Consider the following 19841-nt stretch of genomic DNA (forward strand, 5'->3'; position numbering starts at 1 on the left):
CCGGGGGGCGCCGTCCCACCGGCCCCCGGCCCCCCCCCCCCCGGCCCCCCCCCGCTTCTGCCTGCGCCGGCCGTCGAAGGCCGGCGCATGTGCACCCGATGGGCGACAAGCACGGCGCCGCCCCAGGCGCGCCCGTGCTGTCCACCGTCGAGAAACTCATCGGACTGGGCACCGACTTACGCCGTCGTCGCCTGCCCCACGGTCCTGCACGAGGAGGTCGGCCTGCGGCTCGCCGAGGCCGGTGTCTGTGCGCCGGTCGAGAACCCCGCGGTGGCGCCGGAGACGCTCTTGCGCACGGACTTCTGGCCCACATCGGTCAGGACGCGCAACCTGCGCCGGTCGCGCTCCGCGTTTGCAGGGCTGTGCCGGCAGATGGAGTCGCTGACCGGCCGGCGACAACGAGCGGGGTTGGCCGAACCAGCAGCAGATTCGGCCAACCCCGCTCGTTTCAGGGGGACTTGGTTGCCCGGATTACGGCCGCTCGGCCTCCGGCAGAGCCGGGAACGCTTCATGAAGGGCCTCGCGCCAGTCGCGGATCGGCTCGATCCCGATGGCCGTCAGCGGTCGTGGCCGAGGACGCCGGGGCCGGTCGGGGGGCCGGGCGAACGCAGGCGGCGCTGGTTGGTCGGGCGGACCCGCTCGGGGTCCGCGCCGAGCAGCCGGAAGATCTCCCGGGTGAGGCAGAACCAGGTGGTCTCGCCGCCGCTGGCGCCGTGGTGGATCCCGGCCGACGCGGCACCGGCCACCGCGGAGCGCCCGAGGCGGACCAGCCGGTCGGCGAGGTCGACGGTCCACGTGGGCCGGCCGCGCTGGTCGTCGACCACGTCGAGGTTGTCCTTGACGCCCTCCAGCTTGATCATCGTACGGACGAAAATTGCCGCCACCCGCGCCGTACAGCCACGCCGTGACGGAGGGCCGCTATCGCTTCGGTACGTGGATGTCCGTGCTGCTCAGCGTTTGCGGCCGGTCAGTGAAGACCCTCAGTCGTACCCGCAGGCGCTCCCGGTTCGGGAGGGGGAAGCGTCCGTTGCCGGGCACGAGGACGTAACGCGCCGACTGGTGCGGGCCCAGCACGGACGGGCCGCTGCGGACGGTCCAGTACGCCGACGCGCCCCCGCCGGTGCTGGACGCGAAGTTCGGGGCCAGTGCGGTGTCACCGGTGTTCGTCGCCTGCACGGTGAGCCCGCTGATCCCGCTGCTGTTGCCCTGTACGTCACTGACCGCCAGCCGGATCGGAGGCCCGCTCGCGGCGGCGATCGCCACGCAGACGGCGGCCGGAGCCAGCACGGCCACCATCACCGCCGCGCTGACCGCTCGCCCTCGGCCCAGCGGCAGCCGGGGCTGCCAGGCCGACGCGAAGGCGGACCCGGGGGCGGTGGCGGCGGCCGCGATCCACAGCGGGGTCATCATCAGGTAGTAGCCGTCCTGCGACCGCGTGGCCAGGTAGAACGCGCACCACGGCAGTACGACGGCGGCCGGGCCCAGCCGCCGTACGAACAGCCCGAACAGCACGAGCAGCCCGGCGGCCAGCAGCATGCTGCCGTACGAGTAGAAGTCCAGCCGACTGCTGCCGTTGGAGAAGTAGTACGACAGGCCCATGATGCCCTGGCCGTGCAGCACTCCGTGCTGGGTGAACGGCAGGAGCAGGCCGGAGACCCAGGCCCGGGGGCTCTGCATGATGAAGTAGGCGTTGGCGGCCAGCGCCACGACCACCGCGATCCCGGTGAAGCGTGCGACCACGCCGAGCGCGGCCCGCGCCGACAGCTCGCCGCGCCGCAGCGCGTACACACCGACCAGCAGGAACGGCGTCAGGAACCACGGCAGTTGTTGCGTCGCGCACGCGGCCCCGAGGAACCCGGCGCGGACGATGTCCGAGCGGCTGAGCCGCCCCCCGGCGCCGATCGAGGGCCAGCGGATCACCACCGGAATGAGCAGCACGAGCGCCGGTATCGCCGGGTAGCCCATGGCCGCGTACGCCTTGAGCATGGGGAAGCCCAGGGTGACCGCCGTCGCGGCCGACCGCCACGGCGTCGGCAGCAGCGCCCACAGCACCGCGGCGCCGACCATCAGCAGCACCGTCGGGACGAACGTGATCGCCTTGGCGCCGATCAGCGCATACACGGGGGCGTTCAGCAGTACCGCCAGCGGCGGATACGCAAAGGCGTAGTCGGCGCCGCCCGACATCGTCTTCGTCACACCGACGTGGCTGCGCTGGAACACCCACGGCCACTCGTGCCCGTACACCGCATGCCCGTGCACCAGCTCGTGCGTGGCCTGGGTCATCAGCACCGTCTCGTCGTTCATCGCGCTGCCGAGGACGTACGAGCACAGGGCCAGCATCATGCCGAGGAGCAGCACCCCCGCGTCGACCAGCACCAGAGCGCGACGGTTGCGCACGGCGAGGGCAAGGATGCCCAGGATCAGGATCCCGGCGTACCCGAGCGTGATCAGCCCGCCGACCGCCGGCCGGATCGCGATCGCCGTGGACCAGTCGCTGCGCATGCCGATGAACAGGCTGATGACGGCGAGCAGCGTGATCGCGCGGTGCAGCGGCGCTGGGACAGTCGGCGATGGCGGATCCAGGCGGACCGGCGCGGCATCGGTGGCAGTGGCGCCTGCCGTCTTGTTCATGTGGGGTGTACCTCGGGCAGGCGGATCGTGATCGGATGAGGCTGCTCTTGCAGTAGAAGCTCGCCATCTTATCGGTATCGGTGGCCGAGTTTTCCTAGGAGAATCCTGTGACCAGCCGGCAGGCGGCCATATTGCTGGTGTCCGGGATCGGAATGGCGAGGCCCTCGGGTTCCCGGCCGTAGAGGCTGAACATGAATGTGCCGTTGAGTCGGCAGCGTACGGCCAGGCGGCTGTTGACCGGGTCGATGGCCACTGTGGTGCGGTCGGCTCCGGAGACCGGGCTGAACTTGGTTGTTGGCCGAGCGTTCGTCGCCGCTGTATTGGCGGAATTCGCCGGGGAGTTGTCTGGAACCTTGGAAGAGGCCGAATCGGATGCTGTGGACTGGCGATCCGTTCTTGCCTTTTTGGAAGAGCTTCCCAGCCTGGGCGACCCGGGTAATGAGATCATCAATTATCTGGGTCCTGTCATGGCTGGCAGATTTCAGGAAATGCGCCCTCGCGGACAGAGGCGCACCGTGCCATGCGCCGGGGGCCTTTCGACCGCGCACGCAGGGACGAACCCCGGGTGACGGCGGAGCGTGACGGCTGAGTCCCGAGCGGTCCGCACAGAGCCCGGTTTGACCCCTCAAGCCGGGCCCCGTAACCTTGACCGTCGGCATGTCGACTGACGTGCCACATCCCCGTAAACCTCTTCCTCCCGAGCGCCGGGCGCCTCGGGAGAGGCCGTGCGCAGTGCCGGGCGGCTGGACTGCGGGGGTGCCGTTCCCGAGCGAGAGAGTGAGATCCGCGTGTACGCCATCGTGCGCAGCGGTGGTCGCCAGCACAAGGTTGCTGTCGGCGACATCGTTGAGGTTGACAAGATTTCCACTGCCAAGGTTGGCGACACGGTCGAGCTCTCGACCCTGCTCGTTGTCGACGGCGACGCCGTGACCAGCGACCCGTGGGTGCTGGCCGGCATCAAGGTCCAGGCCGAGGTCGTGGACCACCACAAGGGCCAGAAGATCGACATTCTGCGCTACAAGAACAAGACCGGCTACCGCCGTCGTCAGGGCCACCGCCAGCAGTACACGGCGATCAAGGTCACGTCGATCCCCACGGCTGCGAAGTAAGGGACTGAGGAGAGATGGCACACAAGAAGGGCGCATCGTCCACCCGGAACGGTCGCGACTCCAACGCCCAGCGGCTCGGCGTGAAGCGCTTCGGCGGTCAGGTCGTGAACGCGGGTGAGATCCTGGTCCGCCAGCGCGGCACCCACTTCCACCCGGGCGCGGGCGTCGGCCGCGGCGGCGACGACACGCTGTTCGCGCTGCAGGCCGGTGCGGTGGAGTTCGGTACCCACCGTGGCCGCAAGGTCGTGAACATCGTTCCGGTCGCCTGACCCGAGCGATCCGTTCGAACCTTTCGCGAGGCGGACCTCACTTCCCGGGCGGGAAGGCGGGTCCGCCTTTCGCTTGTTTGTCTGTTCGTCGTAACCAGCACCACTATGTTTCTGGAGGCACTGCACCATGACCACCTTCGTGGACCGCGTCGATCTGCATGTCGCCGCGGGTAACGGAGGCCACGGCTGTGCCTCCGTGCACCGGGAGAAGTTCAAGCCGCTCGGCGGCCCCGACGGCGGCAACGGCGGCCGTGGCGGCGATGTGATCCTCACCGTCGACCAGTCGGTCACCACGCTGCTCGACTACCACCATTCCCCGCACCGCAAGGCCACCAACGGCAAGCCCGGTGAGGGCGGCTTCCGTTCCGGCAAGGACGGCCAGGACCTGGTCCTGACGGTGCCGGACGGCACGGTCGTGCTCGACAAGGCGGGCAACGTGCTGGCGGACCTGGTCGGGCACGGGACGTCGTACATCGCCGCCCAGGGCGGTCGCGGCGGCCTCGGCAACGCGGCGCTGGCCTCCGCCCGCCGCAAGGCGCCCGGCTTCGCCCTGCTCGGCGAGCCCGGTGACCTCCAGGACATCGTGCTGGAGCTGAAGACGGTCGCGGACGTGGCCCTCGTCGGCTACCCCAGTGCGGGCAAGTCCTCGCTCATCTCCGTGCTGTCGGCCGCCAAGCCGAAGATCGCCGACTATCCGTTCACCACCCTGGTCCCGAACCTGGGCGTGGTCACCGCGGGCGAGACCGTGTACACCATCGCGGACGTGCCGGGACTCATCCCCGGCGCCAGCCAGGGCAAGGGGCTTGGCCTGGAGTTCCTGCGGCACGTCGAGCGGTGCAGCGTGCTGGTGCATGTGCTGGACACGGCCACGCTGGAGTCCGACCGCGACCCCGTCTCCGACCTCGACGTCATTGAGGAGGAGCTGAAGCAGTACGGCGGCCTCGGCGACCGTCCGCGGATCGTCGTCCTCAACAAGATCGACGTACCGGACGGCAAGGACCTGGCCGAGATGGTGCGCCCGGACCTGGAGGCCCGCGGATACCGAGTCTTCGAGGTGTCCGCCGTGGCCCACCTCGGGCTCAAGGAGCTGTCCTACGCCCTCGCCGACCTGGTCGCGAAGGCACGGGCCGCCAAGCCCAAGGAGGAGGCGACCCGGATCGTCATCCGGCCGAAGGCCGTCGACGACGCAGGCTTCACCGTCGTACGCGAGGAGGACGGCCTCTACCGCGTGCGCGGCGAGAAGCCGGAGCGGTGGGTGCGGCAGACCGACTTCAACAACGACGAGGCCGTCGGCTACCTCGCCGACCGGCTCAACCGCCTCGGTGTCGAGGAGGAGTTGATGAAGGCGGGCGCCCGGTCCGGCGACGGTGTCGCCATCGGGCCCGAGGACAACGCGGTCGTCTTCGACTGGGAGCCGACGGTGATGGCGGGCGCGGAGATGCTGGGCCGACGGGGTGAGGACCACCGCCTCGAGGGCGTGCGGCCTGCCGCCCAGCGACGCCGGGACCGGCAGGCGGAACGGGACGAGGCGCAGCAGGAGTTCGACGGCTTCGAGCCGTTCTGACGGACGACGGGGTCTGGTTGCCCGGTCCCTCACGCCGGCCGAGACGGACGTTCCGTGCACCAGACCCCTCCCAAGGAACTCGTCCGGGTTCTCGGTCACCGAGCGCTCAAGCGGCTGCGCTGTCGGCGAGCACCCCCGCGTCCGGCCCGCCGTGACCGGAATGCAATACCGATGAATTTCCTATGAGAATGCGCGAGAAACCTGTTGAAAATGCACGAGAATCCTGTGGAGCTACTCACGGCAAATTCGGACAGTTCGACCGTGCTCCTCGGTATTCGGTGAAGGTGCAAGATAAATAGAGGGTTGCGCTCACATAAACAGCACAGGGCGTTCGCCTTGCACTCCGCTTACCTTGGGTGCAAGCATTCCGGGGTTCCCTGAAGCCCCGAGGTAGGTCACCTGTGTCTGAGCGCATAGCCAAGCCCCGTACCACCGCAGTGATCCTGGCCGGTGGCACCGGTCAGCGCGTGGGTCTGTCGATTCCGAAGCAGTTGCTGAAGATCGCGGGCAAGGCGGTGATCGAGCACACGCTGACCACCTTCGAGAGCGCCGACTCCATCGACGACGTCATCGTGCTGATGGCGCCCGGCTTTGTGCCGGACGTCGAGAAGATCGTCGCCAGGGCGGGCTTCAGCAAGGTGACCCACATCATCGAGGGCGGCTCCACGCGCAACGAGACCACCGAACGCGCCATCGCGCTGCTCGGCGAGGGCCTGGCCGCGGGGGAGGACCGCAACATCCTGTTCCACGACGCCGTACGCCCCCTGCTGTCGCGCCGCGTCATCGACGACTGTGTCGCGGCCCTGGAGCGCTACCAGGCCGTGGACGTCGCCATCCCGTCCGCCGACACCGTCATCGTGACCCGCACGCACGGTGGGGACGGCGAGTTCATCACCGAGATCCCGGACCGCTCCCGGCTGCGCCGCGGCCAGACCCCGCAGGCCTTCAGGCTGTCCACGATCCGCCGCGCCTACGAGATCGCCGCGGGTGACCCCAACTTCCAGGCCACCGACGACTGTTCCGTCGTGCTCAAGTACCTGCCGGACGTGCCGATCCACGTCGTCGCAGGTGACGAGTACAACATGAAGGTCACGCAGCCCGTCGACGTGTTCATCGCCGACAAGCTGTTCCAGCTCGCCTCCACCGCCGCACCGGAACAGATCGGCGAGGAGGCCTACCGCGACCTGCTGGGCGGCAGGACCGTCGTCGTCTTCGGCGGTTCCTACGGCATCGGCAAGGACATCGCCGAACTCGCCGAGTCCTACGGCGCCACGGTGTACGCGCTGGGCCGCTCCACCACCGGCACGCACGTCGAGAACCCGGACGAGGTCGACGACGCGCTGTCCACGGCGTATGCCGAGACCGGGCGCATCGACTACGTCGTCAACACCGCCGGCGTGCTGCGCATCGGCAAGCTCGCCGAGAGCGACAACGCGACCATCGAGGAAGCGCTGAAGGTCAACTACCTGGCCCCGGTGCAGATCGCGCGCTCCTCCTGCAAGTACCTCGCCGAGACCAAGGGCCAGCTGCTGCTCTACACCTCCAGCAGCTACACCCGCGGCCGCGCCGAGTACAGCCTCTACTCCTCGACGAAGGCCGCCATGGTGAACCTCACCCAGGCCCTGTCCGACGAGTGGGCCGCCGACGGCATCCGCGTCAACTGCATCAACCCGGAGCGCACCGCCACCCCGATGCGCACCAAGGCCTTCGGCCGGGAGCCCGAGGGCACGCTGCTCTCCTCAGTGGCCGTGGCGCGTACCTCGCTCGATGTCCTCGTCTCCGAACTCACCGGTCATGTCATCGACGTACGCCGGCAGGACCCGACGGCGGGTGCGGGCCGGGTGGGCGGCTTCGAGGCGGCCCTGGCCGGCGTCCTGGACCGACAGGACGACGTGGCGTAATCGTCGGTCAATTGATTTCGGGTTTTCAGGCCTCTGTGATTGCGCAATGAATGCGCGGACGCAGGGGCCTGAATCCGTAAGACTTCAGATCGTTCACAGCGACTTCTCGGCGTCTTTCCAGGTACTTACCCGACCTTTACTCTGTTCCGTCATCGGCACTCTCCTCCAGGAGCAGATTCCACCGTGATATCCACCGCTCTACGCGTTGCCCGGGTGGGCAGTGCTTCCGAGTTGGCCGCGGCGGCCTTCATGATGCTTGGCTATCCCGCGCTGATGCTGGCCGCGCTCCTCCCGAGCGTCGGTGCCTTCGCGGCCGCGGCCGCAGTGACGTACCTCGCGGACCACTATCTGCACCGGCGCGGCAGTTATCTGATCAGCCGCCTCAGCAAGGTGCGGGCCGGTCTCTCCATCCGGTTCCTGATCCGACAGCTGCTGCTGGTCCTGCTCCTGGCCCGGGTCACCCTCGACAGCGACCTGGTCTTCTACGCGGCGATCGCCTGCTTCCTCGGCTTCTACGGCCTCCAGGTCCCGCACGGTGCCCTGGTCACCTTGATAAGCAACGGGCGCAGGATGCCGGTCGCCACCCGCAACGTGGACCTCGGCTCGCGGATCCGGATCCCGGACGCCCCGCCGCAGGGACTGCTGAACCGCGCCGCCGAGAAGGTGCTCCACCTCGACCTCCTGGCGGTCGCCGGCCTGCTGGTCACGGCGGCCACCAGCGACTCCGTCCACGGCTTCGCGGGCCTCTCCGCCACCCTGCTCCTGGCCTTCGTCTACGTGGCCGCGCTCGCCCCGTACGTCCGCGGCAGGAGGACCCCGCCGAAGGCTGTGACCGTACTCGCCGCCGTCGACGGCTGGCTGCGTGAGTACCGCCCCGAGACGGTGCTCTACTTCTCCGGCTCCAAGGACTCGGCGTACCAGGTCAACATGTGGCTGGAGACGATGGAGCAGTTGGAGAGCCGGCCGCTGATCCTCCTGCGCGAGCGCGTCATCCTGCAGAACCTGGCGCCCACCACGGTCCCCGTCATCTGCGTGCCCGGAGGGGTGCACCTGATGAACATGGATTTGTCCTCGGTGCGCGTCGCGCTGTATGCGGCGAACGTCGGCAAGAACATCCACATGCTGCGCGTGCCCACCATGAAGCACGTCTTCATAGGCCACGGCGACAGCGACAAGCTCGCCAGCGTCAACCCGTTCAGCAAGGTGTACGACGAGGTGTGGACCGCGGGGCGCGCCGGCCGCGACCGCTACGCCATCGCCGACGTCGGCGTCCGTGACGAGGACATCGTCGAGGTCGGCCGCCCGCAGCTCGCGCCCATCCAGCCCTGGCAGGGCGTGCCCGAGGGTCCCCGCGGCACAGCCGCCGACGGACACTGCCCCACGATTCTGTACGCCCCCACCTGGGAGGGCTGGGACGACAGCCCCGGCAACACCTCGATCCTGCTGGCAGGCGAAAACATCGTTCGTGCGCTGGTCAAGGCCGATCCGCCGGTCCGCGTCCTCTACAAGCCGCACCCCTTCACCGGCACCCGCAGCACCAAGGCGGCCGCCGCCCACCGGCGGATCACCGCGCTGATCCAGAAAGCGGCCGCCGAGCGCGGAGCCGACCCCCGCTTCCAGGCCGACGCCGCCGCCCAGGCCGAGGCCAAGAGCGAGCTGGCCCGTATCGAAGCCCGGCTCGCCGAGCTGAGCGGCGGCGGCGTAGAGAAACGCGACGAGGCCGAGGCGACCCGCGACGGCCTGGCCGACCTGGCCGAGCACGAGGAGGCCGCCCGGCTGCGCGCCGAGTGGAACGACGCGTACTGGCGCTCCCTCGGCGTCCGGGAGCACCGCGTCATCACGGGCGCCGAGCCGCGCCTGTACGACTGCTTCAACGTCTCCGACGCGATGGTCTCCGACATCTCCAGCGTGGTCTCGGACTTCATCGCGAGCGGCAAGCCGTACGCCGTCACCGACTCCGCGGAGCTGGGTGTCGAGGAGTTCAAGCGGCAGAACACCGCGGTGCGCGCCGCCGTGATCCTGTCCAACTCCGCGCGCGAGCTGGGCGAACTGCTGGCCGCCGTCCACGACCCCGAGGCCGACCCGCTGGGCGCCGCCCGTGAGGAGCTGAAGCGCTACCTGCTGGGCCCGGACGAGCCGACCTCGATCGACCAGTTCAACACCGCGGTGCGCAACCTGGCGCAGAAGGCCGAGATCCGTAACCGCGGCCAGAAGACCGGTGTGCGGGAGGCCGAGCCGGCGAGCCGGGTGCCGGGCCGGCGCACGAAGCCGGTCGACGAGGCGAACGGCGTGGTCAAGGGCTGACCTGCCCGTACGACGACCGCGCACGGGCAAGGCCTGCCTCGCCCACCCGTACTTCCGCGACGCGGCGGCGGGCCTCCCGGCCGACTCGTTCGTGCCGACGGTCCGCGGGACGGGCACGGTCGAGGCCTTCAAGCCGTTGACGGCCGTCCACTTCAAGCGGCTGCGGACGGCGGCGCGGCGGGTGCTGAAGGTGCGACGGGCGGCCTGACGGCGTGCCCGGCTGCCCGTCCGGGTACTGGACCGTTGCGCGGCGCACTCGTCCGTTCGCGTAGATTGCCGGGCGGGAGCCGGATCGATGCGCGAGGGGAAGCACAGCAGGTGGCAGGCGCAAGACAGGCCGTGGAACAGGCCCACAGGATCGTCGTCAAGGTGGGTTCCTCCTCGCTGACCACGGCCGCGGGCGGGCTCGACGCCGACCGTGTCGACGCCCTCGTGGACGTCCTCGCCAAACACCGCAGCGGCGGGGAGAAGGAGATCGTCCTGGTCTCCTCCGGCGCCATCGCCGCAGGTCTCGCCCCCCTCGGCCTGCGCCGCCGCCCCCGGGACCTGGCCCGGCAGCAGGCCGCCGCAAGCGTCGGACAGGGCCTGCTGGTGGCCCGCTACACCGCCTCCTTCGCCCGCTACGGCGTCCGCGTCGGCCAGATCCTGCTGACCAGTGACGACATGAGCCGCCGCGCCCACCACCGCAACGCCTCCCGCACCCTCGACAAGCTCCTCGCGATGGGCGCGTTGCCCGTCGTCAACGAGAACGACACGGTTGCCACGGACGAGATCCGTTTCGGTGACAACGACCGCCTCGCCGCCCTGGTCGCCCATCTCGTACGGGCCGACCTGCTGGTCCTGCTGTCGGACGTGGACGGCGTGTACGACGGGGACCCGAGCAGGCCCGGCACCTCGCGGATAGCGGAGGTGCGGGGCCCGGAAGACCTGGCGCACGTGGAGATCGGCAGCGCCGGCAAGGCCGGCGTGGGAACCGGCGGCATGGCCACCAAGGTCGAGGCGGCCGGTATCGCGGCCGCGGCCGGCATCCCCGTGGTGCTCACCTCCGCCGTCCACGCCGCCGACGCCCTGGCGGGCCGGGACACCGGCACGTACTTCCACCCCACCGGCAAGCGCTCCGCCGACCGGCTGCTGTGGCTGCAGCACGCCTCCGCCCCGCAGGGTGCGCTCACGCTCGACGACGGCGCCGTGCGCGCGGTCGTCGAACGCCGCAAGTCGCTGCTGCCCGCCGGTATCGCGGCGGTCGAGGGAGACTTCACCGCGGGCGACCCCGTGGAACTGCGTGACAGCGAGGGACGGGCGGTGGCGCGCGGCCTCGTCAACTTCGACGCCAAGGAGATCCCCCGGTTGATCGGCCGCTCGACCAGGGAACTGGCGCGCGAACTCGGTCCCGCGTACGAGCGCGAGGTCGTCCACCGGGACGACCTGGTCATCCTGCACCCGTAACGGGCGGAAAGGCCCGCTCCGTGCGCTTGTCCGGTGGGGACGTTCCGCAAAACCGCCCCACGAAGCCCTGCGGCCTGCTCAACTTTGTCTCAGGGACCCATTCCGCACGAGCACGTAAGGAGGCCGTCGTGAGACGAGTGCGCCCTGGGGCGGCGACGTCCCGTGGTGGTGGCACCTCCCGTGGCTCTCGTGGCGGCGGTACCTCCCGTGCGGCCGGTGAGGAGCGCGCGTTGACCAGCGTCGCCGCCGGGGACGCCTACGAGGGGCCCGGCGACCTTCCCCGCCTGTGGCACGTCACGCTCAGCGTCTCCGGCGACGAGGCCCCGCTGAACGAGGTGCGGCGCGCCCTGGAACAGCTCGCCCACGACCACCCCTTCCTGCTCACCAGCCGGTACGCGGGCGACCACGCGGAGATCCGTTACTGGGAGGAGGCCCGCGACCTGCACGACGCCGCTGCGGTCGCGCTGCGTCTGTGGGGCGAGCACCGCCAGACCGCGGGGCTCCCGCCCTGGGAGATCGTCGGCTTGGAGGTCATCGACCGCGAGACCTACCACCAGCGCGTCGCCGAGGGGTACGGACCGCCGCCCGCGACCCCCGTGGGTGTCCATCCCTTTTGAGACCTCCTGAGGCTTCTTGGGGCCCCTTCCGAGCTTGTCTCGGGGTGTGGGATGAACGCTGGACGGGTCCCTCCGGCGCATTACCCTGCCTTCATGACCACGCTCTCGCCGTACGACTCCATGTCCCCGGTCGCCCGGGCCGCCTACCGCGCCCAGGCCGCCGCCGCCGATCTCGCGCCGCTGCCGCGCGCCGAGAAGGACGACGCGCTGCTCGCCGTCGCGGACGCGCTGGAGGTCCGTACGAGCGAGATCGTCGAGGCCAACGCCAAGGACATCGCCAAGGCCCGCGAGGCCGGCACCAGCGAGGCGATCATCGACCGGCTCACGCTCACGCCCGAGCGGATCCGGGCCATCGCCTCCGACGTACGGGACGTCGCCGCCCTGCCCGACCCGGTCGGCGAGGTCGTCCGCGGCTCCACCCTCCCCAACGGCATCGACCTGCGCCAGGTCCGCGTCCCGCTCGGCGTCGTCGGGATCATCTACGAGGCCCGGCCGAACGTGACGGTTGACGCCGCCACCCTGTGCCTGAAGTCCGGGAACGCGGTGCTGCTGCGCGGCTCGTCCTCCGCGTACGAGTCGAACACCGCCCTCGTACGGGTGCTGCGCGACGCCGTGGGCGGTGCCGGGCTGCCCGCCGACGCCATCCAGCTCGTGCCCGGCGAGGGCCGTGAGTCCGTGCGCGAGCTGATGCGCGCCCGCGGCCTGGTCGACGTGCTCATCCCGCGCGGCGGCGCCTCCCTGATCCGTACGGTCGTCGAGGAGTCCACGGTCCCCGTGATCGAGACCGGCACGGGCAACTGCCACGTCTACGTCGACGCCCAGGCCGACATCGACATGGCGATCGACATCCTGATCAACTCCAAGGCCCAGCGGGTGAGCGTGTGCAACGCCGCCGAGACGCTGCTGGTCCACCAGGACATCGCCCCCGAGTTCCTGCCGCGCGCCCTGGACGCCCTCGCGGACGCCGGGGTCACCGTGCACGCCGACGAACGCGTGCTGGCCTATGCCAAGGATTCCCGGGCGACGGTGGTGGAGGCCACGCCCGAGGACTGGGACACCGAGTACCTGTCGTACGACATCGCCGCCGCGGTCGTGGACTCCCTGGACAAGGCCGTGCAGCACATCCGGCTGTGGAGCTCCGGGCACACCGAGGCGATCGTCACCACCTCGCAGCAGGCGGCCCGTCGTTTCACCCAACTGGTCGACTCGACGACGGTCGCCGTGAACGCGTCGACGCGCTTCACCGACGGCGGCCAGTTCGGCTTCGGCGCGGAGATCGGCATCTCCACGCAGAAGCTGCACGCCAGGGGGCCGATGGGGCTGCCGGAGCTGACGAGCACGAAGTACATCGTGACCGGGGACGGGCACGTACGGCGCTGAGCAGGCGCTCGGTACCGCAGGAGTCCATTGCCCCTGGCAGCCACCCGTTGTCCCTGGCAACCACCCGTTGTCCCTGGCAACCACCTGTGAACCGTCTCGCCAGGCGGATGAATTTCCTTACCGTCTGCCCAAATTGACCCCCCAGGTCTACTCTGGATCCGTGCCGGAGGACGTGGGGGGCACGCCGTTTGGTGACGGCCGGGAGCCCGACGACGACCGCGACCGCGGAGGTATGGACGAAGAGTTCGCCTCCGTGGTCTTCGACGAGGCCTTCGTACGGGCCGCCGTGGTCCACGAGCCGACGGCCGTGGAGAGACTCCTCGCCGCCGCCCAGGCCCGCGCGGAGGCCCAGGAGGCCGAGGCGCGCCGGGCGCACGCCAGAGGCGCGCGCGGTGACGACGAGCTCTATGAGGACGGATTCGGGCCCGACGAGGGCGGTGAATTCGGCCGTGGCCGCGAGCTGGATGATCTGGACGACCCGGAAGTCCTGGAGGGCCGCTACGGCGCGCCGGGCCCGTACGGCCGTGTCTACGGCAAGGGGGTCCGCTGGCATCGCCCGGTGGCCTGGGTGCTCGCCCTTGTGATGGGCATAGGAATGGTCGCGCTTGCTTTCACAGCGGTGTACCGGGGCTCGTCCTCGGGGCGCCAGGACCCGGTGCCGCCGCCCGCCACGTCCGGTGTGGAGCAGGGGCAGGAGGCGAGCGCGGGCACTGGTCCCTCGGCCTCCGCGGTGTACTCGCCCCCGGCGTTCTCGGCGACACCGCGGACGCCCTGAGCGACCGTGAATCAGGCGTTCCACAATCTCGGAGGCGATCTGCCGACCCGCCCCGCCCCCGGGTTCGACATCCGTTCGAAAACCTGGTGAGAACCTGTCAGAAGTTGTCGTGTACCAGGGCGTTTACCCGGGCTCCGGGAGACCTACTCTGAAGGTATGGGCGGGCCTGGAGACCCACCTGAGGGGACACCCGAGGGTGCTCCCGGTGGTGGCGAGGACGAGTACCGATCCGTCGTTTTCGACGAGTCGTTCGTCAGGGCTGCCCGCCTCCAGGAGTACTCCGCGCAGGAGCGGATGGCCGACCACGCCCCGGCCGTACGCCGCCGCCCGGCGCTGCAGCGCGGACTGCCCCGGCAGGCGCTGATCCTCGTCCTGCTGATCGCGCTCGCCTTCGGCACCGCGGTCTACATGGGCGTCCGTCATCCGTACCAGGCGCCCAAGGTGCAGACCGTCGAACCGCTGCGGATGACGGTCATACCCCTGGCCCCGCAGTCCGCCGTACCCGGTTCCACGGACCCCGAGGCCCTGTACGCGCACAGCCCCGCCACCCAGTTCCGCGTCGGCGCCGAGGGCATCACGCTGCCGGCCGCCCGGCGCACCGCGCACTTCTCCGACAGCGAGGTCGTCGCCGCCCTGACCACCGCGAAGGACTATCTCGTCGAGTCCTCGCTCGACCCGGCCGTCCTGACCGGCGGCGCCGTACGTCCGGTACGGATCCTGCTCGACCCGCAGCAGCTCGACCAGTTCGACCAGAGCTTCGACCATCCGGCCGCGGACGGGCGGCACGCGCCCACCGGCTGGCTGGTCCGCTTCGACCCGTCCCGCGCCCAGCTGGCGGACCGCAGCATCCGCGTCCAGGGCACCCTCCAGGCCGCGGAGACCAACTCCGACACGCTGGAGGTCACCGCCGACCACACCCTGGTGTACGCGCTCAAGCCGACCGGCTCCGACGCGAAGGCGAAGGCCTCGCTGTTCACCGTGCGGCGCGAGGTGACCTTCCACTTCAACCGTGACGACCTGCGCCTGCACCAGGCCGAGCTGGTCGCCTCCTACCTCCAGGCCGGCCCGCTCGCCTGCGCCGAGGACTCCGCTAACCACCTCCGCCCCCTGCTCGCGGGCCAGACGGCCAAGGCAGGCGGCCCCGCGGCCACCGACCCGTACGCGACGGGCAGCGCCACGGCCCTGTGCGGCTCCCTGTCCACGAGCGCCCAGCCGAAGATGTGAGAACCCACGGAGCCACGGGCCCCGAGGGGGAACCTACGGACCTTACGGAGCCACGGGCCCCGAGGGGGAACCTACGGACCTTACGGAGCCACGGGCCTCGAGGGGGACCTACGGACCTTACGGAGCCACGGGCCCTGAGGAGGGGACCCTGCGGACCCTCCCCGGCCATCCGGAGGGCCCGCAGCCGATGCAGGCCGGGGCCGGGGCGGGGCCCCCGGCCTTCCCGTCGGGGTCGGCCGTGGCCGGCCCGGGGTGTCCCCCTCAGACGCTGTCGTCGGGGCGCCCGTCCTCCGGGTCGCCCTCGCGCGGCGGCGCGTCGTCGGGGGCGCTGCTCGTGAAGCCGGCGAAGCCGCGGCGTACCCGGCCGCCGAGGTCGCCTGCACCTCCCGCGAGGTCGCTCACCAGCTTCATCAGCGGGTCCTTGGACTGCTTCACATCGCTCGCGTAACTGGACGCCGACTCCCGGAAGGAGTCCGACACCGAGGTGTCCTTGTCCTCGCTGCGCCGCGGATAGTGACCGTCCATGATCCGCTGGTAGTCACGGGTGGCGGCCCACTTCTTCAGCTCGGCCGCGCGGACCACGGCGAAGGGGTGGGTGCGCGGCAGCACGTTGAGGATCTTGAGCACGGAGTCGCGCAGGTCGCCCTCGGCGTCGTACTCCTCGGCCTGCTCCAGGAACGCGTCCACGTTCATCTCGTGCAGGTGGTTGCCGCCGGCGATCTTCATCAGCCCGCGCATGGAAGCCTGGAGGTCCTGGCCCACCAGCAGCCCGGCCCGGTCGGCGGACAGCTCCGACTTGCGGAACCACTCCCGCAGCGCCGTCACGATCGCCATGATCGCGAGGTTGCCCAGCGGGATCCAGGCGACCCGAAGCGCGAGGTTGGTCAGAAACAGCAGGATGGTCCGGTAGACCGCGTGGCCGGACAGCGCGTGCCCGACCTCGTGTCCGACGACCGCCCGCATCTCCTCCTCGTCCAGCAGCTCCACGAGCCCCGTCGTCACGACGATGATCGGCTCGTCGAGGCCGATGCACATCGCGTTCGGCTGCGGGTCCTGGGTGACGTACATCGGCGGGACCTTCTCCAGGTCCAGGATGTAACAGGCGTCCCGCAGCATGTCGTTGAGGTGCGAGAACTGCGCCTCCGAGACCCGTACCGAGTCGGACAGGAACAGCAGCCGAAGGCTGCGCTCCGGCAGCAGACCGCTGAGCGCCTTGAAGACCGTGTCGAAGCCGCTGAGCTTGCGCAGGGCCACGAGGGCCGATCGGTCCGCCGGGTGTTCGTATGTGCGCGAGGAGATCCCCGGGAACCGCCTGCGCTGCCTGCTCGGCACGTTCTCGTGCCCGTTCTGCTCATGGCCGTCTTCGGACATGTGTTCCCCCATGTGTCTGATGGCTCACTGTGCGATTGATCATCGGGCGACCGCGCGGCGGATGGCCGCGTGGTGCGCGACGGCCCGATGTGCCCCCGAAGCGGAGTCCAGCCTAGGCGGAGATACGGTGACAGGGCAGCACACCGTAAGGAGCGATCCCATGGAGCACATTCCCGCCGCCTGGCTCACCGAGGCCGCGACGGCCGCCGACCGGCAGGGACCTGGCAACCTGCTCCGCGTCGTGCTGATCGTGATGGCCCTCGGCTGCGCCCTGACCGCGTGGTTCCTGTTGCGGGGGTACAAGCGCAAGGATCAGTGACACGCACCCGGCGGCCACCGGCGCCGTCCGGCGGCTCGGTCCCGCGCCGTACCGTCCCGGGCAACCGCCCTCTCCAACGGCGGAGTCGGCGTGATCGGTGCGCAGGCGCCCGCTTACGATGTGCCGACGTCTTTATCCCGCCCACACCGGATAGGTTCAGCCGAATATGAGCTTCCACAGCACCGCTGCCCAGTTGGCCACCCTCGCCGAGGGCGAAGGCGAACGCCACGCGAGCATCAGCCCCTACATGACGGGCGGAGGCGCCCTCGTCATTCTCCTTCTGTTGCTGTGGATCACCACCCGCTTCAACCGCGACCGCTGAGTCCGGCACGGTGCCCGGTCCCGGACGCCCGCGGGAGCCTGTCGGCCGGTGCCCGCGGGCCGGGCCGGTAGTGTCTGCACGCATGGGAGAGCAGCGCATGCCCACCGGTCCGGCGAAGGAAACGGGTCCCGGCCCCGGGAGCGGGCCGTCGAACCCGGGCAAACGACGCCTCGGCGTCATGGGTGGGACATTCGACCCGATCCACCACGGGCACCTCGTCGCGGCCAGCGAGGTCGCCGCACAGTTCCACCTCGACGAGGTGGTGTTCGTGCCTACCGGCCAGCCGTGGCAGAAGACCGACCGCAAGGTCAGCCCGGCCGAGGACCGCTATCTGATGACGGTCATCGCGACCGCCGAGAACCCCCAGTTCTCGGTCAGCCGCATCGACATCGACCGCGGCGGCCCCACCTACACCACGGACACCCTGCGGGACCTGAAGGCCCTCAATCCCGACACCGACCTCTTCTTCATCACGGGTGCCGACGCGCTGGGCCAGATCCTGACCTGGCGCTACACGGACGAACTGTTTTCCCTCGCACACTTCATCGGCGTCACCCGCCCCGGTCACACGCTGGCCGACCCGGGCCTTCCCGCGGGCGGCGTGTCGCTGGTCGAAGTTCCTGCGCTCGCCATCTCGTCCACAGACTGCCGTGCGAGAGTCGCCCAGGGCGAACCCGTCTGGTATCTGGTGCCGGACGGCGTGGTGCGCTACATCGACAAACGGCAGCTGTACCGCGGCGAGTGAGCCGAGAGGGGCACCGGTGAACGACCGATACGACGGATACGCGGGGGGCGACCAGTACGAACTCGTCGGCTATGACGAGTTCGGGCAGCCTGTGTACCGGCAGGTGCCCGCGCAGCAGACCCCGCAGGGCTACGACCCGTACGGCACACAGCAGCACCAGCAGCCCCAGGGCTACGGCTACGACCCGTACGCGACCGGCCCACAGCAGCCCTTGCCGCCTTACGGCACCGGCAGGCAGCAGCCGGCACCCTCCGAGAACACCTCGTACGACCCCTACGCCCCGTACGGCACCGCCGGCGGCGGTTACGACCCCTACGGCCAGACCGCAACCAGCGGCCAGCAGCCGCGTGTTGCCGAACAAACCGCCTACATCCCGCAGCAGGCGGGACCGCCCGGCAGTGGTCCGGGGCGCAGGGGCGGGGCGGCCGGTCTCGCCGACGACGAGGCGGCCGGGCGGGCGGAGACCTCCGCCGGGCAGGCGCCGCGCGGCGACGGCGACCGCGGCACCGAGCAGTTCGCCTTCGCCGAGGAACCCGACGGCGACTCCGAAGACGTCATCGACTGGCTGAAGTTCAGCGAGAACCGCACCGAGCGCCGCGAGGAGGCCAGGCGCCGCGCCCGCAGCCGGATCGTCGCCCTTTTCGTGGTCCTCGCCCTGGTGGCTGTCGGCGGCGTCGGCTACCTCTGGTACGCGGGCAAGCTCCCCGGAATCTCCTCCGGCGGCAGCAAGTCCGGTACGACGACGGCCGCGACCGCCCAGAACCGCGACGTGATCGTCGTCCATCTGCACAACACCAAGGGCGGCGGCACCTCGACCGCGCTGCTCGTCAACAACACCACCACCAAGCAGGGCGCCACTGTCCTGCTGCCCAACTCGCTTGCCCTGACCTCCGACGACGGCACCACGACCACCCTCGCCAAGTCGGTCGCCGACGACGGCTCCTCCGGCACCAGCGACGCCATCGACTCCGTCCTGGGCACCAAGATCGAGGGCACCTGGCGCCTCGACACCCCGTACCTCAACAACCTGGTCGAGCTCGTCGGCAACATCGAGGTCACCACCAACACCGACGTCCCCGACCCGGACGCCAAGAAGAAGGGCGACGCGCCCCTGGTCCACAAGGGCCAGGACCAGACCCTCAGCGGCAAGATGGCCGTCGCGTACGCCACCTACCGCGCCTCCGGCGAGTCGCAGGACGCCCAGCTGGAGCGGTTCGGCCAGGTCATGCAGGGCGTGCTGCGCAAGTTGTCCTCGGACCAGCAGGCCGCGACGATCACCGTGCAGACGCTCGCCCAGATCCTCGACCCGTCTCTGACCGACAAGGACCTCGGCGCCTTCCTCGCCAAGCTTGCCGACCACGCCAAGGGGGGCGACTACAAGACCGAACTGCTGCCTGTCCAGCCCGATGGCGCCATCAGTCAGCAGGCCACCGACTCCGTGGTCAAGACCCTCCTCGGCGGCGCCGTGAAGAGCCCCCAGGCCGGCGGCGCCGTCCGGGTCGGCATCACGAACGCCACCGGCACCAAGGCCGCCACCGAGCAGGCCCGCGTCGTCCTCGTCAACGGCGGCTACACCTTCGTCGACGCCGGCACCGGCACAGCCCAGACCGTGTCCCAGATCACATACGCCGACGACGGCGACAAGGAGAACGCGATCGAGGTCGCCAAGACCCTCGGCCTGCCCACCAGCTCCGTCAAGAAGGGCAAGGGCACGTCGAATGCCAATGTCTCGGTCGTCCTCGGCCAGAACTTCAAGACGTCCTCGTGACGCGGGTCACACCCCCGGGCGCTGTGGGGTGATCCGTTAATCACATGGGGTGCCGTCGGCGGTCCGTGAGACCCTTGGGGTATTACTGACCGCCGA

At 70.1% G+C, this 19841-nt stretch carries 17 protein-coding genes and 1 pseudogene; 14 read left to right on the forward strand and 4 right to left on the reverse strand.

The window, feature by feature from the left end:
• Window positions 1–471: 471 nt before the first annotated feature.
• From ABT186_RS22915 to ABT186_RS22925, 3 genes and pseudogenes are all read right to left on the reverse strand, one after another.
• Window positions 472–906: pseudogene (locus tag ABT186_RS22915) on the reverse strand (sugar nucleotide-binding protein); the annotation flags it as partial.
• A gap of 12 nt (window positions 907–918) precedes the next feature.
• The gene (locus ABT186_RS22920; protein WP_351926522.1) at window positions 919–2631 is read right to left on the reverse strand and encodes a hypothetical protein; all 1713 of its coding nucleotides are present in this window, start codon (window positions 2629–2631) and stop codon (window positions 919–921) included.
• 94 nt (window positions 2632–2725) lie between these two features.
• Window positions 2726–2884, reverse strand: a complete 159-nt coding sequence (locus ABT186_RS22925) for a hypothetical protein (RefSeq protein ID WP_351227549.1) — start codon at window positions 2882–2884, stop codon at window positions 2726–2728.
• A gap of 535 nt (window positions 2885–3419) precedes the next feature.
• Here ABT186_RS22925 and rplU point away from each other — a divergent pair.
• The 10 genes from rplU (at window position 3420) to ABT186_RS22975 (ending at window position 15220) form a co-directional block, all read left to right on the forward strand.
• Window positions 3420–3740, forward strand: a complete 321-nt coding sequence (rplU, locus tag ABT186_RS22930) for a 50S ribosomal protein L21 (RefSeq protein ID WP_009188585.1) — start codon at window positions 3420–3422, stop codon at window positions 3738–3740.
• A gap of 14 nt (window positions 3741–3754) precedes the next feature.
• On the forward strand, window positions 3755–4009 hold the full coding sequence (gene rpmA / locus ABT186_RS22935) for a 50S ribosomal protein L27 (protein WP_023550764.1): 255 nt from the start codon (window positions 3755–3757) through the stop codon (window positions 4007–4009).
• 127 nt (window positions 4010–4136) lie between these two features.
• Window positions 4137–5573 carry a GTPase ObgE gene (obgE, locus tag ABT186_RS22940; RefSeq protein WP_351227551.1) on the forward strand — a complete coding sequence of 479 codons (1437 nt, stop codon included), beginning with the start codon at window positions 4137–4139 and terminating at the stop codon, window positions 5571–5573.
• A gap of 401 nt (window positions 5574–5974) precedes the next feature.
• On the forward strand, window positions 5975–7474 hold the full coding sequence (locus tag ABT186_RS22945; protein WP_351926524.1) for an SDR family NAD(P)-dependent oxidoreductase: 1500 nt from the start codon (window positions 5975–5977) through the stop codon (window positions 7472–7474).
• 213 nt (window positions 7475–7687) lie between these two features.
• On the forward strand, window positions 7688–9778 hold the full coding sequence (locus ABT186_RS22950) for a hypothetical protein (RefSeq protein WP_351926526.1): 2091 nt from the start codon (window positions 7688–7690) through the stop codon (window positions 9776–9778).
• A gap of 318 nt (window positions 9779–10096) precedes the next feature.
• Window positions 10097–11224 (forward strand): glutamate 5-kinase, encoded by a 1128-nt coding sequence (gene proB, locus ABT186_RS22955; protein WP_351227557.1) that lies wholly within the window; start codon window positions 10097–10099, stop codon window positions 11222–11224.
• A 128-nt stretch (window positions 11225–11352) separates the two neighbouring features.
• Entirely contained in the window at window positions 11353–11841 is a 489-nt protein-coding gene (locus ABT186_RS22960) for a DUF8830 family protein (protein WP_351227559.1), read from the forward strand.
• A 93-nt stretch (window positions 11842–11934) separates the two neighbouring features.
• Window positions 11935–13221, forward strand: a complete 1287-nt coding sequence (locus tag ABT186_RS22965) for a glutamate-5-semialdehyde dehydrogenase (protein ID WP_351926528.1) — start codon at window positions 11935–11937, stop codon at window positions 13219–13221.
• Window positions 13222–13381: 160 nt separating this feature from the next.
• Complete coding sequence (locus ABT186_RS22970) at window positions 13382–13996, forward strand: SCO2584 family spore wall biosynthesis protein (RefSeq protein ID WP_502973290.1); 615 nt, start codon at window positions 13382–13384, stop codon at window positions 13994–13996.
• Window positions 13997–14152: 156 nt separating this feature from the next.
• Window positions 14153–15220, forward strand: coding sequence for an SCO2583 family membrane protein (locus tag ABT186_RS22975; protein WP_351227565.1), 1068 nt, complete (start codon window positions 14153–14155; stop codon window positions 15218–15220).
• A gap of 261 nt (window positions 15221–15481) precedes the next feature.
• Here the strand turns inward: ABT186_RS22975 and ABT186_RS22980 are convergent, their stop codons facing one another.
• On the reverse strand, window positions 15482–16591 hold the full coding sequence (locus tag ABT186_RS22980) for a M48 family metallopeptidase (protein ID WP_351926530.1): 1110 nt from the start codon (window positions 16589–16591) through the stop codon (window positions 15482–15484).
• A 160-nt stretch (window positions 16592–16751) separates the two neighbouring features.
• Here ABT186_RS22980 and ABT186_RS22985 point away from each other — a divergent pair, with 160 nt between their 5' ends.
• The 4 genes from ABT186_RS22985 to ABT186_RS23000 all read left to right on the forward strand — a co-directional run bounded on the left by ABT186_RS22985 (window position 16752) and on the right by ABT186_RS23000 (window position 19745).
• Window positions 16752–16910: a hypothetical protein gene (locus tag ABT186_RS22985; protein ID WP_351227569.1), complete on the forward strand. Its 159-nt coding sequence runs from the start codon at window positions 16752–16754 to the stop codon at window positions 16908–16910.
• A gap of 166 nt (window positions 16911–17076) precedes the next feature.
• A complete protein-coding gene (locus tag ABT186_RS22990; RefSeq protein ID WP_351227571.1) occupies window positions 17077–17232 on the forward strand; it encodes a hypothetical protein in 156 nt (51 codons plus the stop codon).
• 82 nt (window positions 17233–17314) lie between these two features.
• Entirely contained in the window at window positions 17315–17977 is a 663-nt protein-coding gene (gene nadD, locus ABT186_RS22995; RefSeq protein WP_351227573.1) for a nicotinate-nucleotide adenylyltransferase, read from the forward strand.
• Window positions 17978–17993: 16 nt separating this feature from the next.
• Complete coding sequence (locus tag ABT186_RS23000) at window positions 17994–19745, forward strand: LCP family glycopolymer transferase (RefSeq protein WP_351227575.1); 1752 nt, start codon at window positions 17994–17996, stop codon at window positions 19743–19745.
• Window positions 19746–19841 lie beyond the last annotated feature (96 nt).

Origin of the sequence: Streptomyces sp. NPDC001634 (assembly GCF_040298185.1) — a bacterium.
In the GTDB taxonomy this organism is placed as follows: Bacteria; Actinomycetota; Actinomycetes; order Streptomycetales; family Streptomycetaceae; genus Streptomyces.

Excerpts from the sequence above, each read along its gene's own strand:
- ABT186_RS22920 (WP_351926522.1), bottom strand. The coding sequence starts at position 2,631 with ATGAACAAGACGGCAGGCGCCACTGCCACCGATGCCGCGCCGGTCCGC.
- rpmA (WP_023550764.1), top strand. The coding sequence starts at position 3,755 with ATGGCACACAAGAAGGGCGCATCGTCCACCCGGAACGGTCGCGACTCC.
- obgE (WP_351227551.1), top strand. The coding sequence starts at position 4,137 with ATGACCACCTTCGTGGACCGCGTCGATCTGCATGTCGCCGCGGGTAAC.
- ABT186_RS22965 (WP_351926528.1), top strand. The coding sequence starts at position 11,935 with ATGACCACGCTCTCGCCGTACGACTCCATGTCCCCGGTCGCCCGGGCC.
- ABT186_RS22975 (WP_351227565.1), top strand. The coding sequence starts at position 14,153 with ATGGGCGGGCCTGGAGACCCACCTGAGGGGACACCCGAGGGTGCTCCC.
- ABT186_RS22980 (WP_351926530.1), bottom strand. The coding sequence starts at position 16,591 with ATGTCCGAAGACGGCCATGAGCAGAACGGGCACGAGAACGTGCCGAGC.
- ABT186_RS22985 (WP_351227569.1), top strand. The coding sequence starts at position 16,752 with ATGGAGCACATTCCCGCCGCCTGGCTCACCGAGGCCGCGACGGCCGCC.
- ABT186_RS22990 (WP_351227571.1), top strand. The coding sequence starts at position 17,077 with ATGAGCTTCCACAGCACCGCTGCCCAGTTGGCCACCCTCGCCGAGGGC.
- nadD (WP_351227573.1), top strand. The coding sequence starts at position 17,315 with ATGGGAGAGCAGCGCATGCCCACCGGTCCGGCGAAGGAAACGGGTCCC.